Annotated in this window: 14 protein-coding genes; 6 read left to right on the forward strand and 8 right to left on the reverse strand. The window is 64.5% G+C overall.

Annotated elements, in window-relative coordinates; all coding sequences use genetic code 11:
• Positions 1–39 precede the first annotated feature (39 nt).
• On the reverse strand, positions 40–2169 hold the full coding sequence (locus tag LZC95_22165) for a S8 family serine peptidase (protein WXA99511.1): 2130 nt from the start codon (positions 2167–2169) through the stop codon (positions 40–42).
• Between the two features lie 478 nt (positions 2170–2647).
• Here LZC95_22165 and LZC95_22170 point away from each other — a divergent pair, with 478 nt between their 5' ends.
• The gene (locus LZC95_22170) at positions 2648–3541 is read left to right on the forward strand and encodes a LysR family transcriptional regulator (GenBank protein ID WXA99512.1); all 894 of its coding nucleotides are present in this window, start codon (positions 2648–2650) and stop codon (positions 3539–3541) included.
• Here the strand turns inward: LZC95_22170 and LZC95_22175 are convergent.
• From LZC95_22175 to LZC95_22200, 6 genes are all read right to left on the reverse strand, one after another.
• Positions 3535–4089: a caleosin family protein gene (locus tag LZC95_22175; protein WXA99513.1), complete on the reverse strand. Its 555-nt coding sequence runs from the start codon at positions 4087–4089 to the stop codon at positions 3535–3537. The two genes, LZC95_22170 and LZC95_22175, sit on opposite strands and share 7 nt — an antisense overlap.
• Entirely contained in the window at positions 4086–7991 is a 3906-nt protein-coding gene (locus LZC95_22180; protein ID WXA99514.1) for a protein kinase, read from the reverse strand. Before LZC95_22180 ends, LZC95_22175 begins: the two co-directional genes overlap by 4 nt.
• Before the next feature lie 24 nt (positions 7992–8015).
• Positions 8016–9572: a hypothetical protein gene (locus tag LZC95_22185; protein ID WXA99515.1), complete on the reverse strand. Its 1557-nt coding sequence runs from the start codon at positions 9570–9572 to the stop codon at positions 8016–8018.
• On the reverse strand, positions 9569–10882 hold the full coding sequence (locus LZC95_22190; protein ID WXA99516.1) for a hypothetical protein: 1314 nt from the start codon (positions 10880–10882) through the stop codon (positions 9569–9571). Before LZC95_22190 ends, LZC95_22185 begins: the two co-directional genes overlap by 4 nt.
• A gap of 561 nt (positions 10883–11443) precedes the next feature.
• Entirely contained in the window at positions 11444–12817 is a 1374-nt protein-coding gene (locus tag LZC95_22195; GenBank protein WXA99517.1) for a VWA domain-containing protein, read from the reverse strand.
• A 154-nt stretch (positions 12818–12971) separates the two neighbouring features.
• Positions 12972–13961: an NUDIX domain-containing protein gene (locus LZC95_22200; GenBank protein ID WXB00209.1), complete on the reverse strand. Its 990-nt coding sequence runs from the start codon at positions 13959–13961 to the stop codon at positions 12972–12974.
• 30 nt (positions 13962–13991) lie between these two features.
• Between LZC95_22200 and LZC95_22205 the strand changes: the two genes are divergently transcribed.
• The 5 genes from LZC95_22205 to LZC95_22225 all read left to right on the forward strand — a co-directional run bounded on the left by LZC95_22205 (position 13992) and on the right by LZC95_22225 (position 19114).
• Complete coding sequence (locus LZC95_22205) at positions 13992–14555, forward strand: GreA/GreB family elongation factor (GenBank protein WXA99518.1); 564 nt, start codon at positions 13992–13994, stop codon at positions 14553–14555.
• Positions 14556–14576: 21 nt separating this feature from the next.
• Complete coding sequence (locus LZC95_22210; GenBank protein ID WXA99519.1) at positions 14577–15506, forward strand: hypothetical protein; 930 nt, start codon at positions 14577–14579, stop codon at positions 15504–15506.
• Positions 15507–16763 carry a hypothetical protein gene (locus LZC95_22215; GenBank protein WXA99520.1) on the forward strand — a complete coding sequence of 419 codons (1257 nt, stop codon included), beginning with the start codon at positions 15507–15509 and terminating at the stop codon, positions 16761–16763. It abuts the gene before it with no gap.
• 158 nt (positions 16764–16921) lie between these two features.
• Positions 16922–17761 (forward strand): 2OG-Fe dioxygenase family protein, encoded by an 840-nt coding sequence (locus LZC95_22220; GenBank protein WXA99521.1) that lies wholly within the window; start codon positions 16922–16924, stop codon positions 17759–17761.
• 69 nt (positions 17762–17830) lie between these two features.
• On the forward strand, positions 17831–19114 hold the full coding sequence (locus tag LZC95_22225; GenBank protein ID WXA99522.1) for an erythromycin esterase family protein: 1284 nt from the start codon (positions 17831–17833) through the stop codon (positions 19112–19114).
• Here the strand turns inward: LZC95_22225 and LZC95_22230 are convergent.
• Positions 19108–20652: an Ig-like domain-containing protein gene (locus tag LZC95_22230; GenBank protein WXA99523.1), complete on the reverse strand. Its 1545-nt coding sequence runs from the start codon at positions 20650–20652 to the stop codon at positions 19108–19110. The two genes, LZC95_22225 and LZC95_22230, sit on opposite strands and share 7 nt — an antisense overlap.
• Positions 20653–20750 lie beyond the last annotated feature (98 nt).

The raw sequence follows: 20750 nt of genomic DNA on the forward strand, positions 1-20750 counted from the left end.
GCACCGAGGATAGACGTCGCTGACCCGAGGTCAACAATGTTATCCGATATTTGGCAATCGGCGGCGACGACGCACTGCAAGAAGGGCCAATGCCGTCATGGGGAGTGCGAGGCCGTAGGAGGAGTGCGGCGCGAGGCCGGAGACGCTGCAACCATCGCTGCTCGCGACACCGTCGTTGTCGATCGCGTTGGGGGATCCGGCATCGGCCTTTCCAGCATCGGCACCGACGTTGGCGGGCGGGCCCGAGTCTGGCGCGGGCTCACTGGCTGAGTCGGGGGGATCGCCGCCCGCGGGGGCGCCGTCGGTGGGTGGCGCGGAATCAGCGATATTTCCAGCGTCTGCGGGTGGGGCGCCCGCGTCGGTGGGCGTGGAGCCGGCCGCGTAGCTGGCCACCAAGGCAAAGGGCTGATCGCCACTCGGCAGATTGAAGCCTCGCACCGTGATGGTGTACGTGCCCGAAGGTGGGCTGGCGAGAATCACCTGCTCGACCGTGTTGCGGCGATCGGCCGTGCCGCCGGTGGTGGACCCACCGTTGGTGAGCACATTGCCAAGATAGGTGCCTCCCGGGCCTTTGACCTCGAGATCCAGATCGTTATTCAGATGCGGATTGGCCGCCGGTGTCGACGGATAGTCGGTCCACGTCAACGTCACCTTGAGCGAAGCGCTAGAATCCACATCGAGTGAAAATGTCTTCGCCTGCCCCGAACCACCCTGCGGGAAGCCTGTGTCGTCGGCGGCAAACAACCGGCGGGCTTGCCCCGTGAAATAGAGAGCGTCGTCCAGCAGAACGCGGCCCCACCCTTGGCAATTGCCCGGCACCGAGCCCGCATTGGCCATCGACGCGGCCGAGTTGATCATGGTGGCCTTGATCAAGGCGGCCGATGGCGTGCGGCGATCCGCCGCGTTGGCGGCGCCACTGGGGTAGAAGCCATCGGTATAATACTGGCGAACCAGGGCTCCGAAGCCGGCGGCGCCGGGGGTGGCCATGCTGGTGCCGCTCATCGAGGTGGTGTTGCAGTTGTTCGAGGCCGTGTTGCTGTCGTTGCGCGCGGAGACGATGTCCGCCCCGGGGACGGTGATGTCGGGCTTGATCCGGTTGTCGTCGGTGGGGCCGCAGCTCGAGAAGCTGGCCATGGAGTTTGCACCCGTGCCACGCTCGGTCGCGCCCACCGAGATGCCACTCTTGGCGGTGGACGGGCTGCCCACGGAGCCGTTGCCGGGGCCGGAGTTCCCGGCGGCGAACAGTACCAGGAAGTCCTTGTGATTCCACATGAACTCGTCGACGTCTTGCGAGCCCGCCGTGTAGTTGTTCTGCACGGAGGCGTTCTCCTGGTCGCCCCACGAATTGGAGTGCAGCCGCGCGCCTTGGTCGTACGCCTGCTGGAAAATGGGATTCAAATCGACCACCGGGCAGCCGATGCCCGGCAGGTCCGCGCAATCGTCGCCACCGTAGCCGCCGTCTTGCACGACGAGCTTCGCGCCCGGCGCCATTCCGTCACCGGAATCGCGCGCAACGAGATGGGCGAAGTTGTCGCCCGCGATGGTGCCGGCCACGTGCGTGCCATGGCCGTGGGTATCCCATTCGGTGCTGGAGATGCCGCCGTTGCACTCTGCCGTGGCGAGGAAGTCCACGGCGAGGATCTTCCGTTGTGCAGCATCGACGGAGGTACCACCGTTGCAGGCATTGGCGGGTGGTAGGCGATTCAGCGCCGTATCGCGGAAGTAGCACGCGTCGGGATCGATGCCCGTGTCCAAAACGGCGACGGTCTGGCCTTCGCCATGGATACCCTTGTTGAAGATGGGTGTCGTCTGGCCGCCGGATAGGCCCGATTGGCCGACCCACACCGTAGTGTCGTTGTAGAGGACGCGGCGCGTTTCAGGCTCGATCCAGAAGACCTCGGGGACGGCCGCCAAGGCGGAGACCTGCGATAGAGGAGCGCGCAGACGCACCCGGGAGAAGCGGTCGCCCTGATGGCGCCCCAGGATCGTGGCGCCTGCTCGTTGCAACTGGGATGCAATGGCATCCAAGTCGGCGTCCGGGAAAACTTGGACGAGGAGCTGCTCGGTTCCCGCGGAAATCGCCAATCGGTCCTGAAGGGCGCGGGGGATTTTGTGCTCCGGCTGGTACGCGGCACTCCAGAACGACGTGACGGGCGAACGGGCCCGCACGAGAAACGTATCGTGTGGAAGATACGTGTAAATGCGGTCGACTTGCCTGCGTAGCCGCGCGATATCTTCACGCGAAACGGGCCCCGGAAATTTGACCAATTGATATGGTGACGACGTATCGCTACCGGCCAATCGGCTCCCAAATAATTCTGAGGACGAACTTGAAGAATCGGTGGGAATGGTCATCGAATCGAGCCAAATTCCCGAGCGACTTGCCGTTCGAGTGTCCTGCTGCGCAGGGCCGGAGCTGCACGCGACGAGTACCCCTGCAGAAACAATGAGTGCAGGCAAAGTGGGCGCCGGAAACTGGGCGTGTCGCCGCTTCATGCTCGATTCTCCTCCTGAGCCGATGTGGAAGCGCCATGATGGGCCAAAACGGAAGAGATGACACCTAGAAATCGCCCTACCGCATTGTATTTATCTACTATATCCGGACGATGAATAGGCAAGTGTAGCCATATAGGCTATATCCCCGGCGGTGCTTCCGTCGTTGGATAACTTGAGGTGCTTTCTGTCGGCCGCGCGGTTGCTCAACTTTCGCAAGGCGGCGCGGCCTTTGGGCATTACGCCGGCGGCATTCGGACAGCGCATTCGCCAGCTCGAAACGGAGCTGGGTACCGAGCTTTTTCGGCGTACGACGCGGTCCGTGGCCTTGACCGATGCGGGCATGGCGCTCGTGCCGCATGCGGAAAAATGCCTTGCGGCGGCCGGCGACTGCCTGCGCGCTGCACGCGGTGAGACCGGGCCTACGCCCATGGATCTCACCTTGGGCACGCGCTGGGAGCTCGGTATGAGCTGGATTCTGCCCCAGCTCGATCCCCTCGCCGCCCTGATGCCGTGGATGCACATTCATCTCTATTTCGGCTCAGGGCCCGACCTTCTCTTTCGTGTCCGCACCCTGGAGGTGGATTGCGCAATCACCTCGAGCCGGCTCGGGGATGCCAAGTTGGATTCCCTGCAATTGCATCGCGAGAACTACGTCTTTTGCGGTGCACGAACGCTATTGCGCAAAAAGCCGCTCACGCGACCGGAGCATGCGCGCGAACACGTGCTCGTCGATTATGCATCGGATCTGCCGCTGTTTCGCTATTGGCGGGATGCGGCCGGTGGCGGCGATCGGCTGCAGTTTCGGCAGATTACCTGTTTGGGAAGCGTGCATGCCATTGCCGTTCGCGTGATCGAAGGCGCCGGCGTGGCGGTGTTGCCGGAGTACATCATTCGGCGCGAGCTCGAGAATGGGACGCTGCAAGAGATCTTCAAGTCGGTTACGCCGCTGCACGACCATTTTCGGCTCGTGTTTCGGCCGGATGATCCGCGGCGGAGCGTGTACGAAGGGCTGGCGCGGGCGTTGATGAACGTGCCGCTTCAGTGACGTCGCCACACTCGGGCGCGGGCAACGTCGTGCAGGAGGGTGCCCTCGAAGAAACGCTGCACGGTGCGTTTGCGCATGGCGGGGACTTTGACGCCGTTTTCCAGCTTCGAAGTGTCGGAGGCGACGCAGAACAACAGGCGCACCTCCTTGTCGGAGAACCAGTTGCCGAGGGACGCGGCCAGTGGACCCATTTGAGGGCGGCGATTTCCGCGCGACGCGATGACCTTGCGCATTTCGACGACAGTGAGCACATCCCCGGAGATGCCGGAAAAGAGCGCGTCGAAGGCCGCACGGTCGAAGTTGCCCGCGTCGTCGAAGCCCCCCGTATCGAAGGGGTGTTTGCCCTGGGCAATGCGGTCGATGTGCACCTTGAAACCGGGTTTTCCCGTGGTGAGATATCCGAGAAAGCCATTGATGATCGGCGTCAAGACGAGCGCCAATGCCCAGGACACGCCAATCCGCGAAAGGCCGCGGAACGTCTGGCCCAAGGTGATCACGCCCGTGCCCTCGGGGTCGAAGAAGCTCACGTGCGTCTGCAGCGGTGTCATCGCGCGAGGATCTCTTCGAAACCGGGCGCGCTCATGGCCAGGCATCGCTCCACGTTGCGTACGCCTTGGGCCGTGAAAAAGTCGAGCGCGCGTTCCATCAATTCGGCGCCGGTGGCGCCGCCCAGCAAAGCGCCCAGACGGTGGCGTGCGCACGCGGCGAGATAGCCCAAATCGGCGCCGTCGAGCATGGGAACCGCAATCTCCAGTGCGGCGCGCGTCCCTTCGCGGTCGCCGCGGGCGGCCGTGGCGGTGGCGCGCAGCATGTAGCCCATGGCCGGCGCATAACGGAGCTTCTCGCGCAGAAGGCGTTTGGCGGCACGGTCGATCACGGCCAGCAGCTGCCGTTCGTCGATGAAACGCGAGCGATGCACCGCGAGCTTCTCGCACGTCACCGCCGAGGCCGCGGTGAGCGCCTGCTCGTACAAGGTGAAGGTGCGAACCATGGCCGCGCGCAAGAGATGCGTTTTCTCGAGCGCAGGCATGTCCCGCTCCGAGCGCCACCATGCGGCGACCCCGTCGCCCCGATAGCGTTGTACGGAGCATGCGGCAATCATCGCGCCCCAATGGGCGCTGGTGAAGATATCGCCATTGCCCGGGCCCGTATTCGAATGCCCCGTGTTCGAGTAACCGCTGGCGATGCCCTGCGTGACCCTCCAAGCTGCGTCGACGTCGTCCCCCACGATGTGCGCAATGCAATTCGGATAAATCGAGTGCATCAGCGCAAAGCGATCTTCGCGGGCGCGCGCTTCCTCCACGATGGACGGGATGCGCTCCCCTGCCTCGCGCAGCTCGCCGCTCAGAATGAGCACGTTGCACGTCCACGCTTGCGTGTTGGCCAGCTCCCACGCGGCAAAGCGGCACCGCGCGCGGAAGATGCCATCGGCGCGTTCCAGCTTTTTGCGGGCGCTGCGCCACTCGCCCAGGAAGAAATGCACGAACGCCGCCGCCAGCTGCGAAAGGGCGACACTATGCGGATCTCCGGTGTGGTCGGCGATTTGTTCGGCCGTGCGCACCATCTCTTCGGCGCGCTGGCGGCCAGGCTCCCCGGCGCTGGCGACGTTGCTCGCGGCCACGGCGAGCGCGCGGCACAATCGCAGTGGATCGCCCGCCTCCATCGCCAGAAGAAGCGCGCGTGTGCCGAAATCCGCGCCGCGCAGCACGTCGGTCAACGCGAGCCCGGTGGCCGCGGAAAACGCCGCGTCGGCGCGCGAGAGCTCGGCGCGGGACGGAGAGCGCGTGGACGTGGGACGGCGCACCGCCCATGACAGCCGCAGCCGCGCGTCGTTGTAGACGAAGGACGCCAGCGCCGCCTCCGTCGACATCGGGTAGCTCACGCCCACCGCCTCGAGCACCGTGTGCAGCACACGCAGCCCCTCGCGCTCGCGACCGCCCTTGAGCAGGTATTCCGCGGCCATGCGCCGCAGCTCGATGGCCTCCTCGGGCCCCGCATCGGCGGCTGCGGCCAGGTACGCATCGGCGGCTTTTGCGCCGCGCCCGGCACTCGCCAGCGCATCGCCCAATTCGCGATAGAGATCGCGCGCGGCGCCTGCGCCCAGCTCGATGGCCGCCTCGTACAACCGCGCGGCGCGCAAAAAGGCCAGGGCCTCGTTGGCCGCTTCCGCGGCACGCACCGCGTACTTTTTCGCGCTATCCCGATCGCCGCCTGCGAAAAAGTGTTGGAACACCGCCTCGGGATCCGCGTTCTCGCTCGCGGCGAGGGCCCGCGCCAGACCAAGATGGCACTGCTGCCTTCGTTCCTCCGAGAGGCTGCCCGCCATGGTCTCGCGGATCCGATCGTGCGTCGTCTCCGCCGAGTCGCGCGCCGAAAGGCCGCGCGTGTGAATCAGCCGCGCGCTGCGAAGCTGCAAGAGCGCCGCGAAGTACGAGCCCACGCTGCCGGTCGCGCTCTCCGCCACGCGATGCTCGAGCGGGCCCGCGGCCACGCTCAGCACCTCGAGCAGCGCGCGTGCATCCTCGGGCAGCTCCGCCACCCGCGCGAGGATCACCTCCTCCAGCGAGATGACCCCTTCGCTGCGCGCGAGGCTCGGTCGCTCGTTGGCCCATCGCGCGAGCTCGGCCACGAAGAATGGACTGCCGTGCGCCTCCGAAACGACAGCCCGCGCAATCGTATCGCCCGGGTGCCGGAGCAACGCGCGCGCGAGCTCCATCGTCTCGGGCGGCGAAAGCTCCCCCACCTCCACCCGCCGGAACAGGCACACGGGCTCGAGGCGCTCCTCGACGTCATGCAGGGCCTGCAGCGCGGCGCTCGTCTCTTCGAGCTCGGTTCGGTAGCTGCACACGAGAAGCACCGACGACAGCGCGGGCGGCGCCAACAGCGACTCGAGCAGCTGCACGCTGTCGACGTCGCCCCACTGCATGTCGTCGATGTGGATCAGCAGCGGGTAGCGCATGCTGATCGCAGCAAGAAGCTCCTTCAAGGCGACGAAGGCCCGGCGCCGCACTTCCTGAGGATCGGCCACCTCGGCCTCGTCGCGATCGAGCGGGGCCACCGGCGGCGCGGCCATGGATCGCGGTCCTTCGAGGCTGCTGTCGACCATGCGCGCATCGCGCAGCACGGGAAAGAGCCGCACCAGCTGATGGATGCCCTGCGGGACGAATCCCCAGACTTCCTCGTCGGGGCAGCGCAAAAGCCATCGACTGAGCTCGTCCACCACTTGATCGACGGCCTTGAACGGCACCGCCTCGCGCTCGTAGCAGCGGCCGGAAAGCACCAGCACGTCGGAGCGCGCCGCGAGGCTGCCCAAGAAGCGCGACACGAGCGCGCTCTTGCCCATGCCCGAGCGCCCGAAGATGCGGAGCACCACGGACTTGCCGCGCATGCTCAGTTGAAACGCCTCGTCGAGGACGGCAAGTTGCGTGCTGCGGCCCACGAACGGGATCTCCACCGACGAGGTGACGCTGAGCGATGGCTCGCCCTCGAGGCGGCGCAGCACTTCTTCGCCGCTCGGGCGCTCCTTCGGATCGGTGCGGAGCAAGTCCATGCACAGGCGCTCGAGATCCGATGGGATGCCGCTCACCAGCTCCGAAGGCGGCGGCGGCATGGCCTTCTGCTTGCGCATGAGCATTTCGCTCAAATTGCCGCCGAATGGCAGGGTGCGGGTCAGCACCTCGTAGAGAATGACGCCGATGGCATACCAGTCGGAGGCGGTGGTGGCGCGTTTGAAGGCCGCCTGCTCGGGCGCCATGTACGCGGGCGTGCCCACCAAGGCGTCGTACTCCGAGGCGCGTCGATCCGGCGTGCTGTCGGCAACCACGCCGAAGTCGAGCAGCACCACCCGGCCCGCGCGGGTGACGAGCACGTTGGAGGGCTTGACGTCGCGATGCAACTTGCCCGCCGCGTGAATGGCATTGATGCCGTCGGCGAGCTGGCGCAACCCATCCCGCAGACGGTCCACGTCGCGCACGGCAAAGGGTTGATGCCCACCGGCGGCGCGCAGGATCTGGGCGCGATCGTGCCCGGCTTGAATGGCCTCGTAGAATTGGAGCGGCGCCACGAGCGTCGGTCCGCCGTCCTCGATGAACCGGTTCGTGACGGTCCGCTCCACACTCGTCGGCGGAGGGCCACTCGAGTGCATGGCGGAGACGAAGTCCAAGCCGTCGAGCAACTCCATGGTGAAAAACCAGGAATCGCCCTCGGAGAACAGCTCGTAGAGCTGCACCACGTTGGCGTGGACGATATCGGCCAGGGCACGGAACTCGCGTTTGAAGCGCAGCAAGGCCGACGGGTCTACCCGCGTCATCAACTTGAGCGCGACCACCTCGCCGCGCTCGAGATCGCGCGCGCGATGGACGACGCCCATGCCCCCCTCACCGAGGTGACCTTCGAGGACGAAGCGTTTCGTCCCGCGAAATCCATAGGCCGCGCCACCCAAGTTGGACATGTTCGAATGAGTCTTCGCAGGCTATCAGAGGTCGCGGCCGAGATGCTGGAGAGCGCTGCGACTCGGAAGGAAAAAGTATGCGCCTCCACGCGTCTCGACGACCCTCGGCAGGTTGCGAAGCTGCCTCGGCGGATACCCTTGTAGGGTAAAGTCCGAAGCGGGAAAAGGGCACGCTCGTTGCGGCCCCAGCAGCGGATCCGGATCGCGACTCAAGCCCGCGAAGGTGGGATTGACCATCCAGTTCGAGCGAATGAACTCGAATTGCCGCGACAGATTCGCATTGAGGCAAAGGAAATGCATCCCGCGCTCCTCGGCGGCCAAGGCCTCCGATGCCGCGAGCATCGCCTCCGGATCGAAACTCACGTCCAGCGGAGACCCATAAGGTCGCCCGCGGCGAAGGATGCGATGCAAGTTTGCACGATCGATGCGCTCCTGTTGCACCGTCGGATCCTTGGGGTCGCCGCTCAACTCGGGATCGTGCGGGACCGGCAGCGCCGTGTCGCGTGGATTGGTCCGACGGATGTGGGACCCGATGGGACACTTTTCACCGAAGGCATCGCCCATGGAGCCAAATCGAAAGTCATTGTCATCTTGGTGCCGGATGCTTCCGCTTCGATCTGGATACGCGGTCATCGGGCTGCCGTTGGGCCAACGGCCCATTAGCTTGGCCGCGAGCCACATGGCCCCTTCCCTTCCAGATGGCAGCCAAGCCAATTTTTCGGCCGTGCGAAAGATGTAATTCCAGAACGCTTTGACGTCTTGCGCGAGCTGCCAGAAAACGAGATACGTTCCGTTTCGACCGAAATCGCGGCGCGGCGCCAGATGGTCGTCGCCCGGTTGAAGGAGATCGCCGCGGCGATCGATATGGATGGGCAGCTCGGGCGAGAGCGGCATTTTGCCGTAGCCGTTGGGATATCCCAGTACGACTTCGCCGTTGGCGATGACGTCCCGCGCCCCCTGACGCGCCAAGCCTGCGAGCCGCGGGTTGGAAATGCCATCCCGAAAGCCGAAATGCTCTTTGCGAAGCGCACGGTTCGTCGGCCACGTCTGGAGCACTTTCACCAAGCGAAGCCCATTTTCCTCGCGGATTTGCGAGGCGATCACCTGGCCGGGGAGCTCGATATCCCCGGGGTTCGCGTCCATTTGGCCGGCAAAGACAGCCAGCATGCCGTGCACGTCGGGGTTGTTCGGCCCGCCCCAGGTCCAATTCTCTGGCGCGCTCGGACCATCGTCGCCAAGACGGCGGGCACGGTGCGGATCGGAAAAGCCTTCTTGAAACGGCAGGCTGAATCCGCGCAAGGCCATCTGGTCCAGCTGCAGGGCCTCGAAGCCTTCGTAGGTGAATGCCAGGTTGATGCAGATATCCGCCAGCAGCGGGGGCATATGCCGTGGCGTGCGTCGGTATCCGCCAAATTGAATACTGGGCAGGATGCGCGCAATCCACTTTCGGGCGCGGGCGACATCGGTCACCTCGAACAGCGCGTACGACGCTGCCGGGCGGTCTCCGTAGCCGCTCACGATGAGCCCCTGAATCTCGTCGAGCTGCAGTGTGTACGACCGAGAATGGGGCTGCTCCGTCACGTGAGCCTCCGGAACCAGGTTTCGAGATCGATGGTGCCCGGTTCGTAGTGGAGACCGTAACGGATCCACGTATTGTTGTTGATGGTCGAGATGCTCAAATCCGGATACGCGCTGTAAAAGACCTGCGTGGGGCGCTGGTATTTGCGACCCCAAGCCTTGAAGGCCTCCTCGTCTTTCGCGCCGCCGGTGAAGAGCCAGGTGGTCTTCGGGTATTTTTCGGTGCACGACCAGGCCAGGTTCAAGCCGAGGGCCGCCGCGTCGATGAAGTCACCGAGGTAGCTCTCCCAGCTATGGTCGTAGTTGCTGAAGAAGAGGAGGCGCTTGCCGCCGTCGATCAAGAGCCACTTGGCAAAGTGGATGGTGGGAATGCCGCCCAGGCAGCCGATGTCGGCGAAGTGCTCGTGCGACATGCGATCGATGTAGGCGTGCGCTTGGCGCAGGACGGCCTCGCGGTCGACCCCCGCCTTGAGCGGCACCACGTGGGTCAGAGCATTCTGCAGGCCATAGTCCTCGGTGGCCGCGAGGTCGTTGAAGCTCTCCCGGTCCACGCTCGTCCAGGCTTGCTGCTCGTCGCTGGGATCGTAGCCGTCGTCCTCACTGTTCCATTTCACGATGCTGGGGATGCTCGGGAGCATCTTGGCCGCCGTAGGGATGCCCTGCTCGACCCAGGGAAAAAGCCCCGCCCCCAGCTTGTCGCTGCGCACCCGCGGGTCGGGTGACGCCGGAGGCGCCACGTCGAGGTCCAGCTCCTTCAGGCGCGGATCCTTGCGGGTCTGCGCGCGCACGTGGTCGCGGATTTCCCCAAAGAGCTCCAGCGGCGGTTTGGGTTGCCTCGTGCCAACGAAGTCGAGCACCACCTCGCGCACGTGCTGTTCGAGGCGGATCCGGTCCAGCGACCGCGAGGCGTGGCCCTCGTAGGTCACCGTGGCGGCAACCAAGTGGCGCTTGCAGTAGGCCCCGATCGCGCCGAGCGATGCGTCCTTGGGAAAGCCTTCGCAGCACGAAAACAGGGCGCGCATGACGTCTGGCTGGCTGCGAACCAGATCGTCGATATGCAGCTCGCGTGCTCGGTCTGGGTCGGGCGAATCGGAATCGAAGTTCGACTCGAGTGCCAACCACGCGTCGAAGCGCCCCTCGGACGGGATGTGCACCAACCGAGCAAAATGGATACCCAACTTCGGGTCGGCAAAGAACGCGGGCTGCTCTTTGATTCCAACGAGAACCCGCGTGCGGGCAATTTCCCCCAAGAGTGCCCGCAGCTTGGCCCCGTCGCGCACTTTCGCGACGAGGGTCAGCGTCTGCTGCTTCATTTCGTAACCTCGAAGAACCTCCGCCCGGAGCGTCCGAGCGATTCAAAACCAGGCCAAATTTGGCAGTTTGCAGTTTTGCAATTTGGACTAGCCGGGCCTCATTCCACGAAAGCGAAGTCCCAAGACCAAGGAATCCAAGTTCATACGCAAGTGCCTATCGAAACGAACGCGCATACGAATGCCGCACGGCCGGCGACGACCCCAAGCATTCGCATCAAGACACCATGGATAGCCCTGCTGGAAAAGCAAGGCCCTACGGTGTCCGTTCGGCATCAACGAATCACGCCAGAGCCCCCGCGCGGGATGCGGGGAGCTCTTATGTCACCGCCGAGGCATCCGACTTTGCCACAGACGCGCGGCAAACACACGACAGGATGCTCGGCAAATAGGAACAGGCGCATCGCCCACGCATGGCAACGTCGACGCAGGGACCTCGACGAAAAATGCGCCAGAGACGAACCTACCCATCGTTAGCGCACTCTCGCATCCATTCGGACTCGACGCTACAGCAAAGTGATAAAATTGTATAACCAAACAATACTGGTATTACGTTCAGGTTATTCAATTCACCTTAACGTCCGTCGCGCAGCCGACGACGATCCGGATCTTGCCTCCGGGGTCGCTCTTCAAGGTGCTGCAGGACGAGCCCTTGAGGAGCACTTTCTTCGGGTTGGAGTCGTTGTCGTAGATCCAGCCGTTCTGCGGATCCTTTTTCAGGTTCGTCTCCGCACCGTTGCCGGCGGTGTAGACGACGTTGACCTTGGCCGGGTCGATGTTGGGGGCCCCGTTCGGGTGCACCAGGTCGAAGTCGCAGGATTGGACGGTGTCGCGGATCTTGTCGATCGCGGCGATGAACTCGTCCCGGAGTTGGTCCGTGGTCTTGTCGCCCGGTGTGATCTGGAAGTGGCAGTTGGAATTCGGATCGCACCCATTCGGGGCGGCCCCACCGGCCTGGGCGAGGCGACCGAGGAAGGCTTCATCGTATTCGTTGGTGGGTGCGGAGGGATCGCCCACGCCAATGACGAAGGTGATGACGGACTGCTGCTTCAACGAGGTGACCGACGTGATTGCGCGCTCTTTTTCGGCGTCGCTGGGGTTGCCTTGCGAGTCGGTGGGGACGCCGTCGGTGATGACGACGAGGACGCGCTTTCCGCCGGTGGCCAAGGTGCTGCCGTCGGCGGTGAAGCCTCGCACGATGGCGCCTTGGCCATTGATGGCCGAGACCAACGGAGTGGCCCCGGAGCCGTACACGTCGCCAATGGGGTATCCGGGGGCGCCGTTGCGGGAAAGGTTGGGCGCGATGCGGGCTTTGAGGCGGCTCGATTGCGTGGCGGTCACGGCGCCGATGCCCACGTCGACCTGGCCGTCGGAGGTGGCCGTCGTGCTGTTGAACACATGGAAGCCGACACCGAAGCTCCTGTCGGCGGTGCCGCCCGACGCCGGTGTGAGCTTGTCCCAAAAGGAATAGAGCGCGCGCCGGGCAGCGAGCCACTTCTTTCCCGTCGCTCCACGGGGCCCCTGCCCCGCTTGCTCCGTGCTGTTGCCGCCATTGGGAATGGTCGGGCGCTGCGGATTCAAATCATCGGTATCCCGCGTGGTGCTGCCATAGACGCTCTGCCCATTCTGCACGATGACGCCGTCCATGCTGCCCGACCCATCGAGCACCATTTGCATGTAGATCGGTGTGCGGAACGAGTCCGCCGATGCCGTCGCACACGGGGCGCCGGTCCACGAGCCGCCACTGCCACCGCCTCCCGCTCCGTCGCCGAATCCCCCTCCGCTGCCCGTGCCCCCGTCGTTGCCGCCGCCATTGGGGTCACCCCCATTGCTGAATTCCGAGTCCGAGCTTCCGCACCCCTGCAAGTGGAAGCATGCGGCAAAGCAAATGAAGGCGGCAACCGGCCCTACGAACAGGGCGTTCTTTCGAAAGCGCATGGCGGCTCCTCGCGCACAGCGGGAAGTTGATAATGGCTGCGCGGTAAATTCACATTAGCAGAGGTGAATTCACTTCTCGAGCCATTGCCATGGATGTCGATGCAAATCGATAATGAAATATCTTACTCGGGACGGGCCGCGAGCGGCCGCGCGCTCATGACGAGCTTTGATCGAAATTCAGGACGACCGGTTGGTGACCGGTCGATACGAGAAACCGAATCAAGTCTTCGTCGCGAATGGAGGTCGTGCGATCGTTGGTCATTGGATGGCAAAGGACTTTGTGCCCCCGATTGCCAACCAAAGATGCGTCGATGGCCACCTTCACCTGGTGGTCTCGGTCGTGGATGACCGCCAGCGGGGTCACCGATCCCGGCTGCACGCCCAGGTGCTTGCGCAGGCGATCCGCCGAGCAAAACGACAGATTTCCCGCGCCGAGGCGTTCGCCGAGGCCGCGCAGGTCGACGACGCGATCTTCCTGCACCGAGACCAGCCACATGGCCCCTTTCTTATTGCGCAAAAATAGGTTCTTCACGTGAAGGCCATCGTGGTTCACGCGGAGCGCTTTGGCTGCTTCGACGGTGAAGACCGGAGGGTGTGCGACGGTCTCCGTCTCGATGCCGAGCTCTTTCAAATATCGAAACAGGACGTCGGCTGGATCGTGCGCGTCGATTTTCACGTCCACCATGCGGTCGCCGTCGAAAATGGAGACCAGGGAAAAACGGCGCCCGGCGAGCATGAGCGGCAGCCAAAGGCGATCGTCTGCCCACATTTCGTCGTACGGAATCGCGTGAAGCGGCGTCCAAAGTGGGAGCGCTTCGTCGGTCTCGATGGCGTCACCCTCGCAACCATAGGCGGCGAAGACGTGGCACAGGAGCTTGTAGCCATCGGTGAACTGAAAACGCAGTTCGCCCCATTCGCGCACACCGAGCGCGGCCACGCCGACCTCCTCTTTGGTCTCCCGCAAGGCTGCCTGGAGGGGCGTCTCGCCCGGGTCGAGCCGGCCACCGGGGGCGTTGATTTTTCCAGCGCCAAGGCCTCGCTTTTTTCGGATCAAGAGGATCTGCCCGCCTCGGATCACGAAAAGAAGCGCCGAAACCTCCGTCGGCGTCCATGTGGACCAATCGATATCGCTTACGGACTCCATCACGCGCACTTTGTTTAGCACTTGTTTACCATGGCCTCTTCCGCCATGAGCAAGGCCTTCACCAAGGACGATGCCTCCGACGATCCCGTGGTGGTCGTACCGCGGGCACCGCTACCCCCGGGTACACCGAACTACGTGACCCCGCGCGGCCTCGCAGCACTGCGCGCCGAGATGCGGGCACTCGACGCGGAGCGGGCTCGGCTCGAGGGGCTCGATGCCGAGGTGCATCGCGATCGGGCCCGGGAGCTGACCGCCGTGCATGCGCGCATTCGGGACCTCGGTGAGCGGCTGGCTGGCGCGGTGCCGGTCGACCCGCGTGGGCAGCCACACGACGAAGTGCGCTTCGGCGCAGAGATCACCGTGGAGGGCGAGCACGGCGAACGCCGCTACGAGATCGTGGGCGTCGACGAGGCGGATGCCCCCCAGGGCCGGATCGCCTTCGTTTCACCGCTCGCGCGTGCCCTCTTGGGAAAGCGCGTGGGCGACGAGGTGACCGTGCGCACCCCGCGAGGCAAGGAGGAGCTCGAGATTTTGGCCATCGCCTATCATCTGGGCGGCGTGGGAGAGGTGGAAGGGGAAGATCCAACGCACTGACGCGTACGACAGGGTCGCGTCATGCAATACCTCCAGTTGGCCTTCGTCGCGGCCGGAATTTGGACCTTCACGGGCTCCGCCTGGGCCGCGCCTCGCGATTCATCGGCCGCGGAGGCCCTGTTTCAAAGCGCGCGGCAAGCACTGGCGCGCGGAGATGTAAACACGGCCTGCGAGCGATTCGCCGAGAGCGAACGGCTCGATCCGGCGCCGGGCACGTTGATCAACCTGGCCGATTGCGAGGAGCGTCGCGGTCACATCGCCACCGCGTGGCAAGAATTTCGGGACGCGGTGCCGATGTTTCGTCCGGGCGATGATCGCATTGCGTACGCCGAAAAACGGGCGCGGAGCTTGGAGGCACGCGTGCCGCACGTGGTGTTGACCTTGGCGACGCGGGTGGATGGCGTGACGATTCACCGCGACGACGTCGAGCTCGGAATGGCGACCTTGGGCGTGTCGCTGCCCATCGATCCGGGGCGCCATCGCTTCGTCGTGCGCGCACCGGGGCGGGACGAGCGATCCATCGAGGTGGAGATCGCGCAGGGGCAATCGCTCACGGTGACTCTGGAACCTGCACGCGCGACGGCCGCCCCCACGCCTCCCGCCGCAAAGCCGCTACCGACATCGCCGCCGCCCGCGAAACAGGGTGGCTCCTCGCAGGCAACGTGGGGGTACGTCGCAGCGGGCCTCGGCGGGGCCGCATTGATCACGGGGATTGTCGCCACCTTGGGGATCGCCAGCGCGGCGTCGAGCTACAAAGACCATTGCCGCGACGGGATCTGCGATGGCGATGGCATGGACGCGGCATCGCGCGGCAAGACTTGGTCGCTGGTCGCGCCCATCGCCTTCGGTGTGGCCGCCGTCGGACTCGGAGGCGGTGCGTACTTGCTTTTGACGCGGCCTTCGCCCGGAACGGCAACCTCGGCGGGTGTGTCCGTCGTGGGGAGCTTCTAAATGCGTGCGAGCACGGTTTTTCGTAGATGGACGGCGTTGTTCGGCCTTACGGCGCTCACCGCCGCGTGCGGGAGCTTGTTCGGCGTCGACTTCGATGATGCGCGCCGGGCCGACGCCTACGGCCCGGACGCACCATTCGGCAATGGCGGCAATGGCGGCGATGGCGGCGTCGACGCCTCCGACGGCGACAACGGCCCGCAACCCCCCGGCCCCGACGGAGGCTGCGCCAGCGCCGATCGCGTGCTTTGCAACGGGTCGTGCGTGCGGCGCAACGATCCGGCGTACGGCTGCGGAAGCTGCACCGCCTGCCCCCTGCCCTCCGGCGCCGTGGCCACCACGTGCGGCATCTCGTCGTGCAGCTTCACCTGCCCCTCCGGGAAAAAGCCGCAGGGCAGCGCGTGCGTGGCGAAGACGTGGACCGGGAAAAAGGTCACTCCACAGGCCATCATGGGCATATGGGGCACTGGCAAGAACGATATCTACACCGTCGGACTCGGTGGCATTTACCACTTCGACGGCAGCGGCGAATGGAAGCCCCAATCGAGTCAGCCCAAAGCTGGAAAAGCGAAGGGCGCAAGCTTGATGGGACCGAGCCCGCAGAGCATCATCGCCATCGGGGGCGGCGCCCCGTACCTCATGACATCGCCCGAGCACTGGACGCCGTGGAACGAGCTTGGCTCGTGCGCCGACGCGCAGGCGGTATGGGCCAATGGCCTCGACGACATTTATGCGGTCGGGACCAATGCCATTTGCCACTCCAAGAATCGCGGACCCTTCACGACGAAGTTCCAACCGCCCGACACGATGAGTGCCGTATGGGGTTCGAGCACCGGCACGATCTACGCGGTGGGTAGCGGAAACACCGCGCCGGGCATCATTTACGCCTCCACCGGTGATGACGTTTGGAAGCAAGTTGGCAATACCCACGCCGCGCTCTACGGCATTTGGGGCACGGGGGACGACATTTACGCGGTGGGTGCCACGATGATCTTACGCAAGCACGGCACCGGTGAGTTCGTGCAGCAGGACACCCCCACGGGCGGCACCTATTACGGTGTTTGGGGAAGTGGCCCGGACGACCTTTACATCGTCGGCAGCCGGGGCAGGATATTGCATTCGTCCAACGGCTCGGTGTGGACCGAAGAGTCGCCCAGCGCCGACGCGGTCGACTTCTATGCCGTCTGGGGAACGGGCCCCGATGACGTCTATGCCGCCGGAGCCACCAGCGACGGTGGGTGGATTTTCCATCTCGAGTAACGCGGGTGACGTGATTCATGCTGCTGGTCGGTCGTCTGGTGGCGCACTGGTGTCGTATCGGCTCTACGACGTATCGAGCGCGTACAGCGTGATCCTTTGCGCGGAACGGATACACTGCTCGCAGTGGTCCAACGCTGGGTGGAGCGGGGTATGGCGACGTGACGCCGTTCGAGGTCTTTCGTCTCGACGAGTGGGGTCTCGATCTGGAGTCGCTCATGGGCGAATTCCGCTCTACGTTCGACGAACTGGAATGGGATCATTACGACGTGGTGTATCGGCGAGTGGCCCTCATGAAGAGCCTTCTCCCGCACCACGCCGAGGAACTCGATGCCTTTCATCGTGACGTCTTCCACGGCAAGCGCCCTCTCGGCGAGCCGGTGCCGTTCGAGGCCTCCCTCGATTCGGCCGATCGGGCGCGCCTGTTCGACATTCGACCTGCGAGGCGCCGGGCGATTTCCAAGTTCGTTCTGGATCGCGACGGCGACACATGGAGTTCGCGGCGAATTTCCATGGGCGCCTTCACCCAAAACACGGACGACTTTCGCTGCCTGCCGCGCATGTTTGCCCCGATGAACGCCGCGTTCTGCGACTCGGATCCGTTGCGACGCTTGCTCCACGGTGTGGCCGATCTCGTGCGGCGGGTGCGCGAGGGCGCGCGCGTGTTGGAGATGATCATCCACCAAATGAGCAGTGTGGCCCGCCAAGGCGCGTCGGCCAGCAATGCCCCGGAGGGCGCGCATCAGGACGGCGTCGATTACGTCGTTTCCGCCTTGGTCATCGAACGCCACGGCATCGAGGGCGGCGAAAGTCGCATCCTTTCGGGCGAGCCCCAGCGCTGCATCTTCAACAGGACCCTCTTGCCCGGCGAAGGCGTCTTTCACGCCGACCGTGATTCGGGGCTTTGGCACGACGTAACCCCCATCCACGTGACCGAGCCGCATGCCGATGGACTGGGGAAACGGAATCTCTTTGGTATCGACATCAACGTGATCGAATAACCCCGCCGGCGATACGAACCGATACACAGCGGTACCAACCGACACGGAGCCTCGGGCTAGCGTGTGGGCATGTGTTGGCTTCGAAGGGTGTTTTTCGCAGGGTGCATCTCTTTGGCGGCTTGCGGGTCCGAGGATGATACGAATACCGAGCCGCTCGATGCGCTCGTCGCGGGGGCAACCACGGTGAACTTTGGCGAGGATTCGCACGGCATGCGCGAGATCCACCGGCTCGTTCCGGAGGTGTTCGAGCGGCTCGTCGAGCGTCACGGTTTTCGTGTGTTCGCCTTCGAGGCGCAGTGGGGATTGACCGAGGTCCTGGCGGACTTCATGAACTCGCAGCGCACCGAACTCGATGTGCGCGAGCAATTCTTTCTCAACGGGGCCTTCGTTTCCGAGGACATCACGCGCATGCTCCTTTGGATTCGCGACTTCAATCGCGCCTACCCCGAAGACGCCATCGCTCTGACGGGGTATCAGCCGGAGCAACCGGTGACCGACGCGCGCGCGGTCGTGCGATTCCTCGACGAGACCGCCCCCGAACAAGCCGCGTCGCTACGCCAAGGAATCGACGTTTGCCGTGCGGCCAACGAGGCGTACGCCAACGATATGGAATTTGCGCAGGAGGTGTTCGCGCTGCAGCGCCAAAACCGCGTTTCGTACACCGCCTCGGAACGGCAAGCTTGCCTCGAAGGGCTCGCCCGCATCGATGCCGCCCTCGCCCCGGCGAAGTCGGATTCAGCCGCTCTGGTGCTGGCGCGCCTGCACGTCCTCAGCCTGCAAACGTACGTGGGAGTCCTTCGACGCACCGTCGACTCGTACATCGAGAACCCGCAAGCCTCGGCGGATATGCGAATTCGTTGGCAGGGCGAGGCGTACGCGGGCATCGACGAAGCGCGCTTTCGCATTTACGAGACGCTGCAGCGGATTCGGTTCCCCGGAAAAAAGGTATTTCACTGGATGCATGATTGGCACGCGGCGAAGCACGCATCCGAGCTTGGGCGGATCGACGAAGCGACGCCCGGCGCGCCCTTCGCGGAGGGGATACCTCGAGGGACGGTCTCCTTCGGCGAGCGCCTGGCGGCAGCCTCGGGGGCGTCCCTCACGACCATTGCGACGTTGGTGCCCTGCGGGACCACGTGCGCGGAGCCGCCTTCGTCGCTCGAGCCATCGTTCGCGCGGGCCTTTGGCGATGTTCCCACGTGGATCGATCTGCGCGTACCCCAGCCGAACCTCCCCGTGACCACCCCCGGTGCGGTGTTCGCCAATGACCACGGGTTTGGCTTCGGCAACGTGGTGCTCGCACACCAATTCGACGCCGTGCTGTATCTGCCCAAGTCCGACAGAGTTCACTGACGGCGGCGACGGAGAAAGACCAGGGCCATTCCGAAGGCTCCGAGCAGCGCAAATCCTTGCGGTATCGGCCGTGAGGAGACCGCGCAGCTGGGCGAGTCGTATTCGTCGTAGTCGTAGTCGGAATCGTAGTGGTAATCGGGCAGCGACCCTGCGTCGTACGGAGGCAAAGGCTCGTAGGGAGGCCAAGGCGGGTAATGGCCGGCGTCATAGGGCGGCGGCCAGCCGGTGCCCCCATCCGGCTTGGGCGGCGGCGCCGTGTATTGAATCGTCAACGGCGCCGAGCGGCTCGACGCGAAATCGCGATTTCCGCTGTATACGGCCACGACGTCGTGCGTGCCCGTGCTGAGCCCCTCGATGCGGACGGTGGCCGTGTAGTCGTATGGACCAATCCGGCCTCCGCCAACCCGCACGGAGCCCTCGTAAAGGTCCACGGACCCCTCGAACGTGAATCCTTTCGTGTCCGACGAGATGGTCGCCACGAGCGACGACCCCGTCCCCGTGAGCGACGTCTTGGTCGGGGCTTGGGTCACCACCACTGTCGCCGATCCCTCGGCGTATTCGTATTTGTCATCACCATAGAAGCGCGCACTCATCGTATGGGTGCCGCCCTTGGGGCGCTGAGAGTCCGTCGGCGTGTAGATGACTTTGCCGGGTGTTTCCACCCAAATCGTCTTGCTTTTTTGCCAGTTGTCCGGGCCGTCGAAGGAGTCGTAAAGCGTCACGGAATGAGGCACCGCCGGAAAACCGCCATCCGCGCCGGTGATGTGGATCGTGTACGTGACTGGCGCACCGAAAACGGCCGTCGTTGGCGAGATATCGACTTTCACGGTGGTCGCGTAGTGCTCGATTTTCTGGGTGAGCGGATCGTGCGGGGCGCTCTCGATGAAATTCTCGTCGCCGTCGTACCTCACCGAGAACTCGTAATTACCTACTTTGTATTTCGTCGCATCGAACACGGCCTGACCATGGGGGTCGAGCGGAAGGGCCGCAATCTCCTGGCCCTCGAGAAAAAAGTGCACTTTGCCGGATGGCACACGCGGGGCCGACGCCACGGCGGCCACGGTGGCCGTCACGCGCAACGAGCCCACCTTCGCCGGATTGGACGACGACGAAAGCACCGTCGCGGAAGCCGCCTTGTCGATGTAGAGGGGCACGCTCCACGACGATGCGGTGTGCGACGCATCGCCCGTATAGCTCGCGGCAACCTCGTTGACCTTGGTGCTCGCGGGGACGAAGGTCATGCTGGCGTAACCGGCGGCATCGAGCGCAACCAGCGTCTCGGTGTTTCCGGCGGGCGACTTCGTCACGAACCGCACCGATCCCGTTGGAACCTGTTCCCCCGCGGCCGAGGTGACCCGCGCCCGAACCTGCACCTTTTCTCCGTAGCGCGGCCGGTTCGGCGTCACCGTGAGCTCCACCGCGGTGGCGACGGGCGCGCCCGCATCGAGCTCCGGGCCTCCCGCATCGGCCGCGCCAACGGGTGGCGCCGATAGCCAAAGTGCCAGCAGGAGTCCCAATCCGATAAGCCATTTGTGCATGTCCAAGCCTCGTTTGGGACGAGGCTTCAGCAAACGCCGAGCCATCTTCGAATGGCGCGACGCTCGCAGCGTCGACACGCACCGTGCATGCGCGGTCT

The organism is Sorangiineae bacterium MSr12523, assembly GCA_037157775.1.
In the GTDB taxonomy this organism is placed as follows: domain Bacteria; phylum Myxococcota_A; class Polyangia; order Polyangiales; family Polyangiaceae; genus Pendulispora; species Pendulispora brunnea.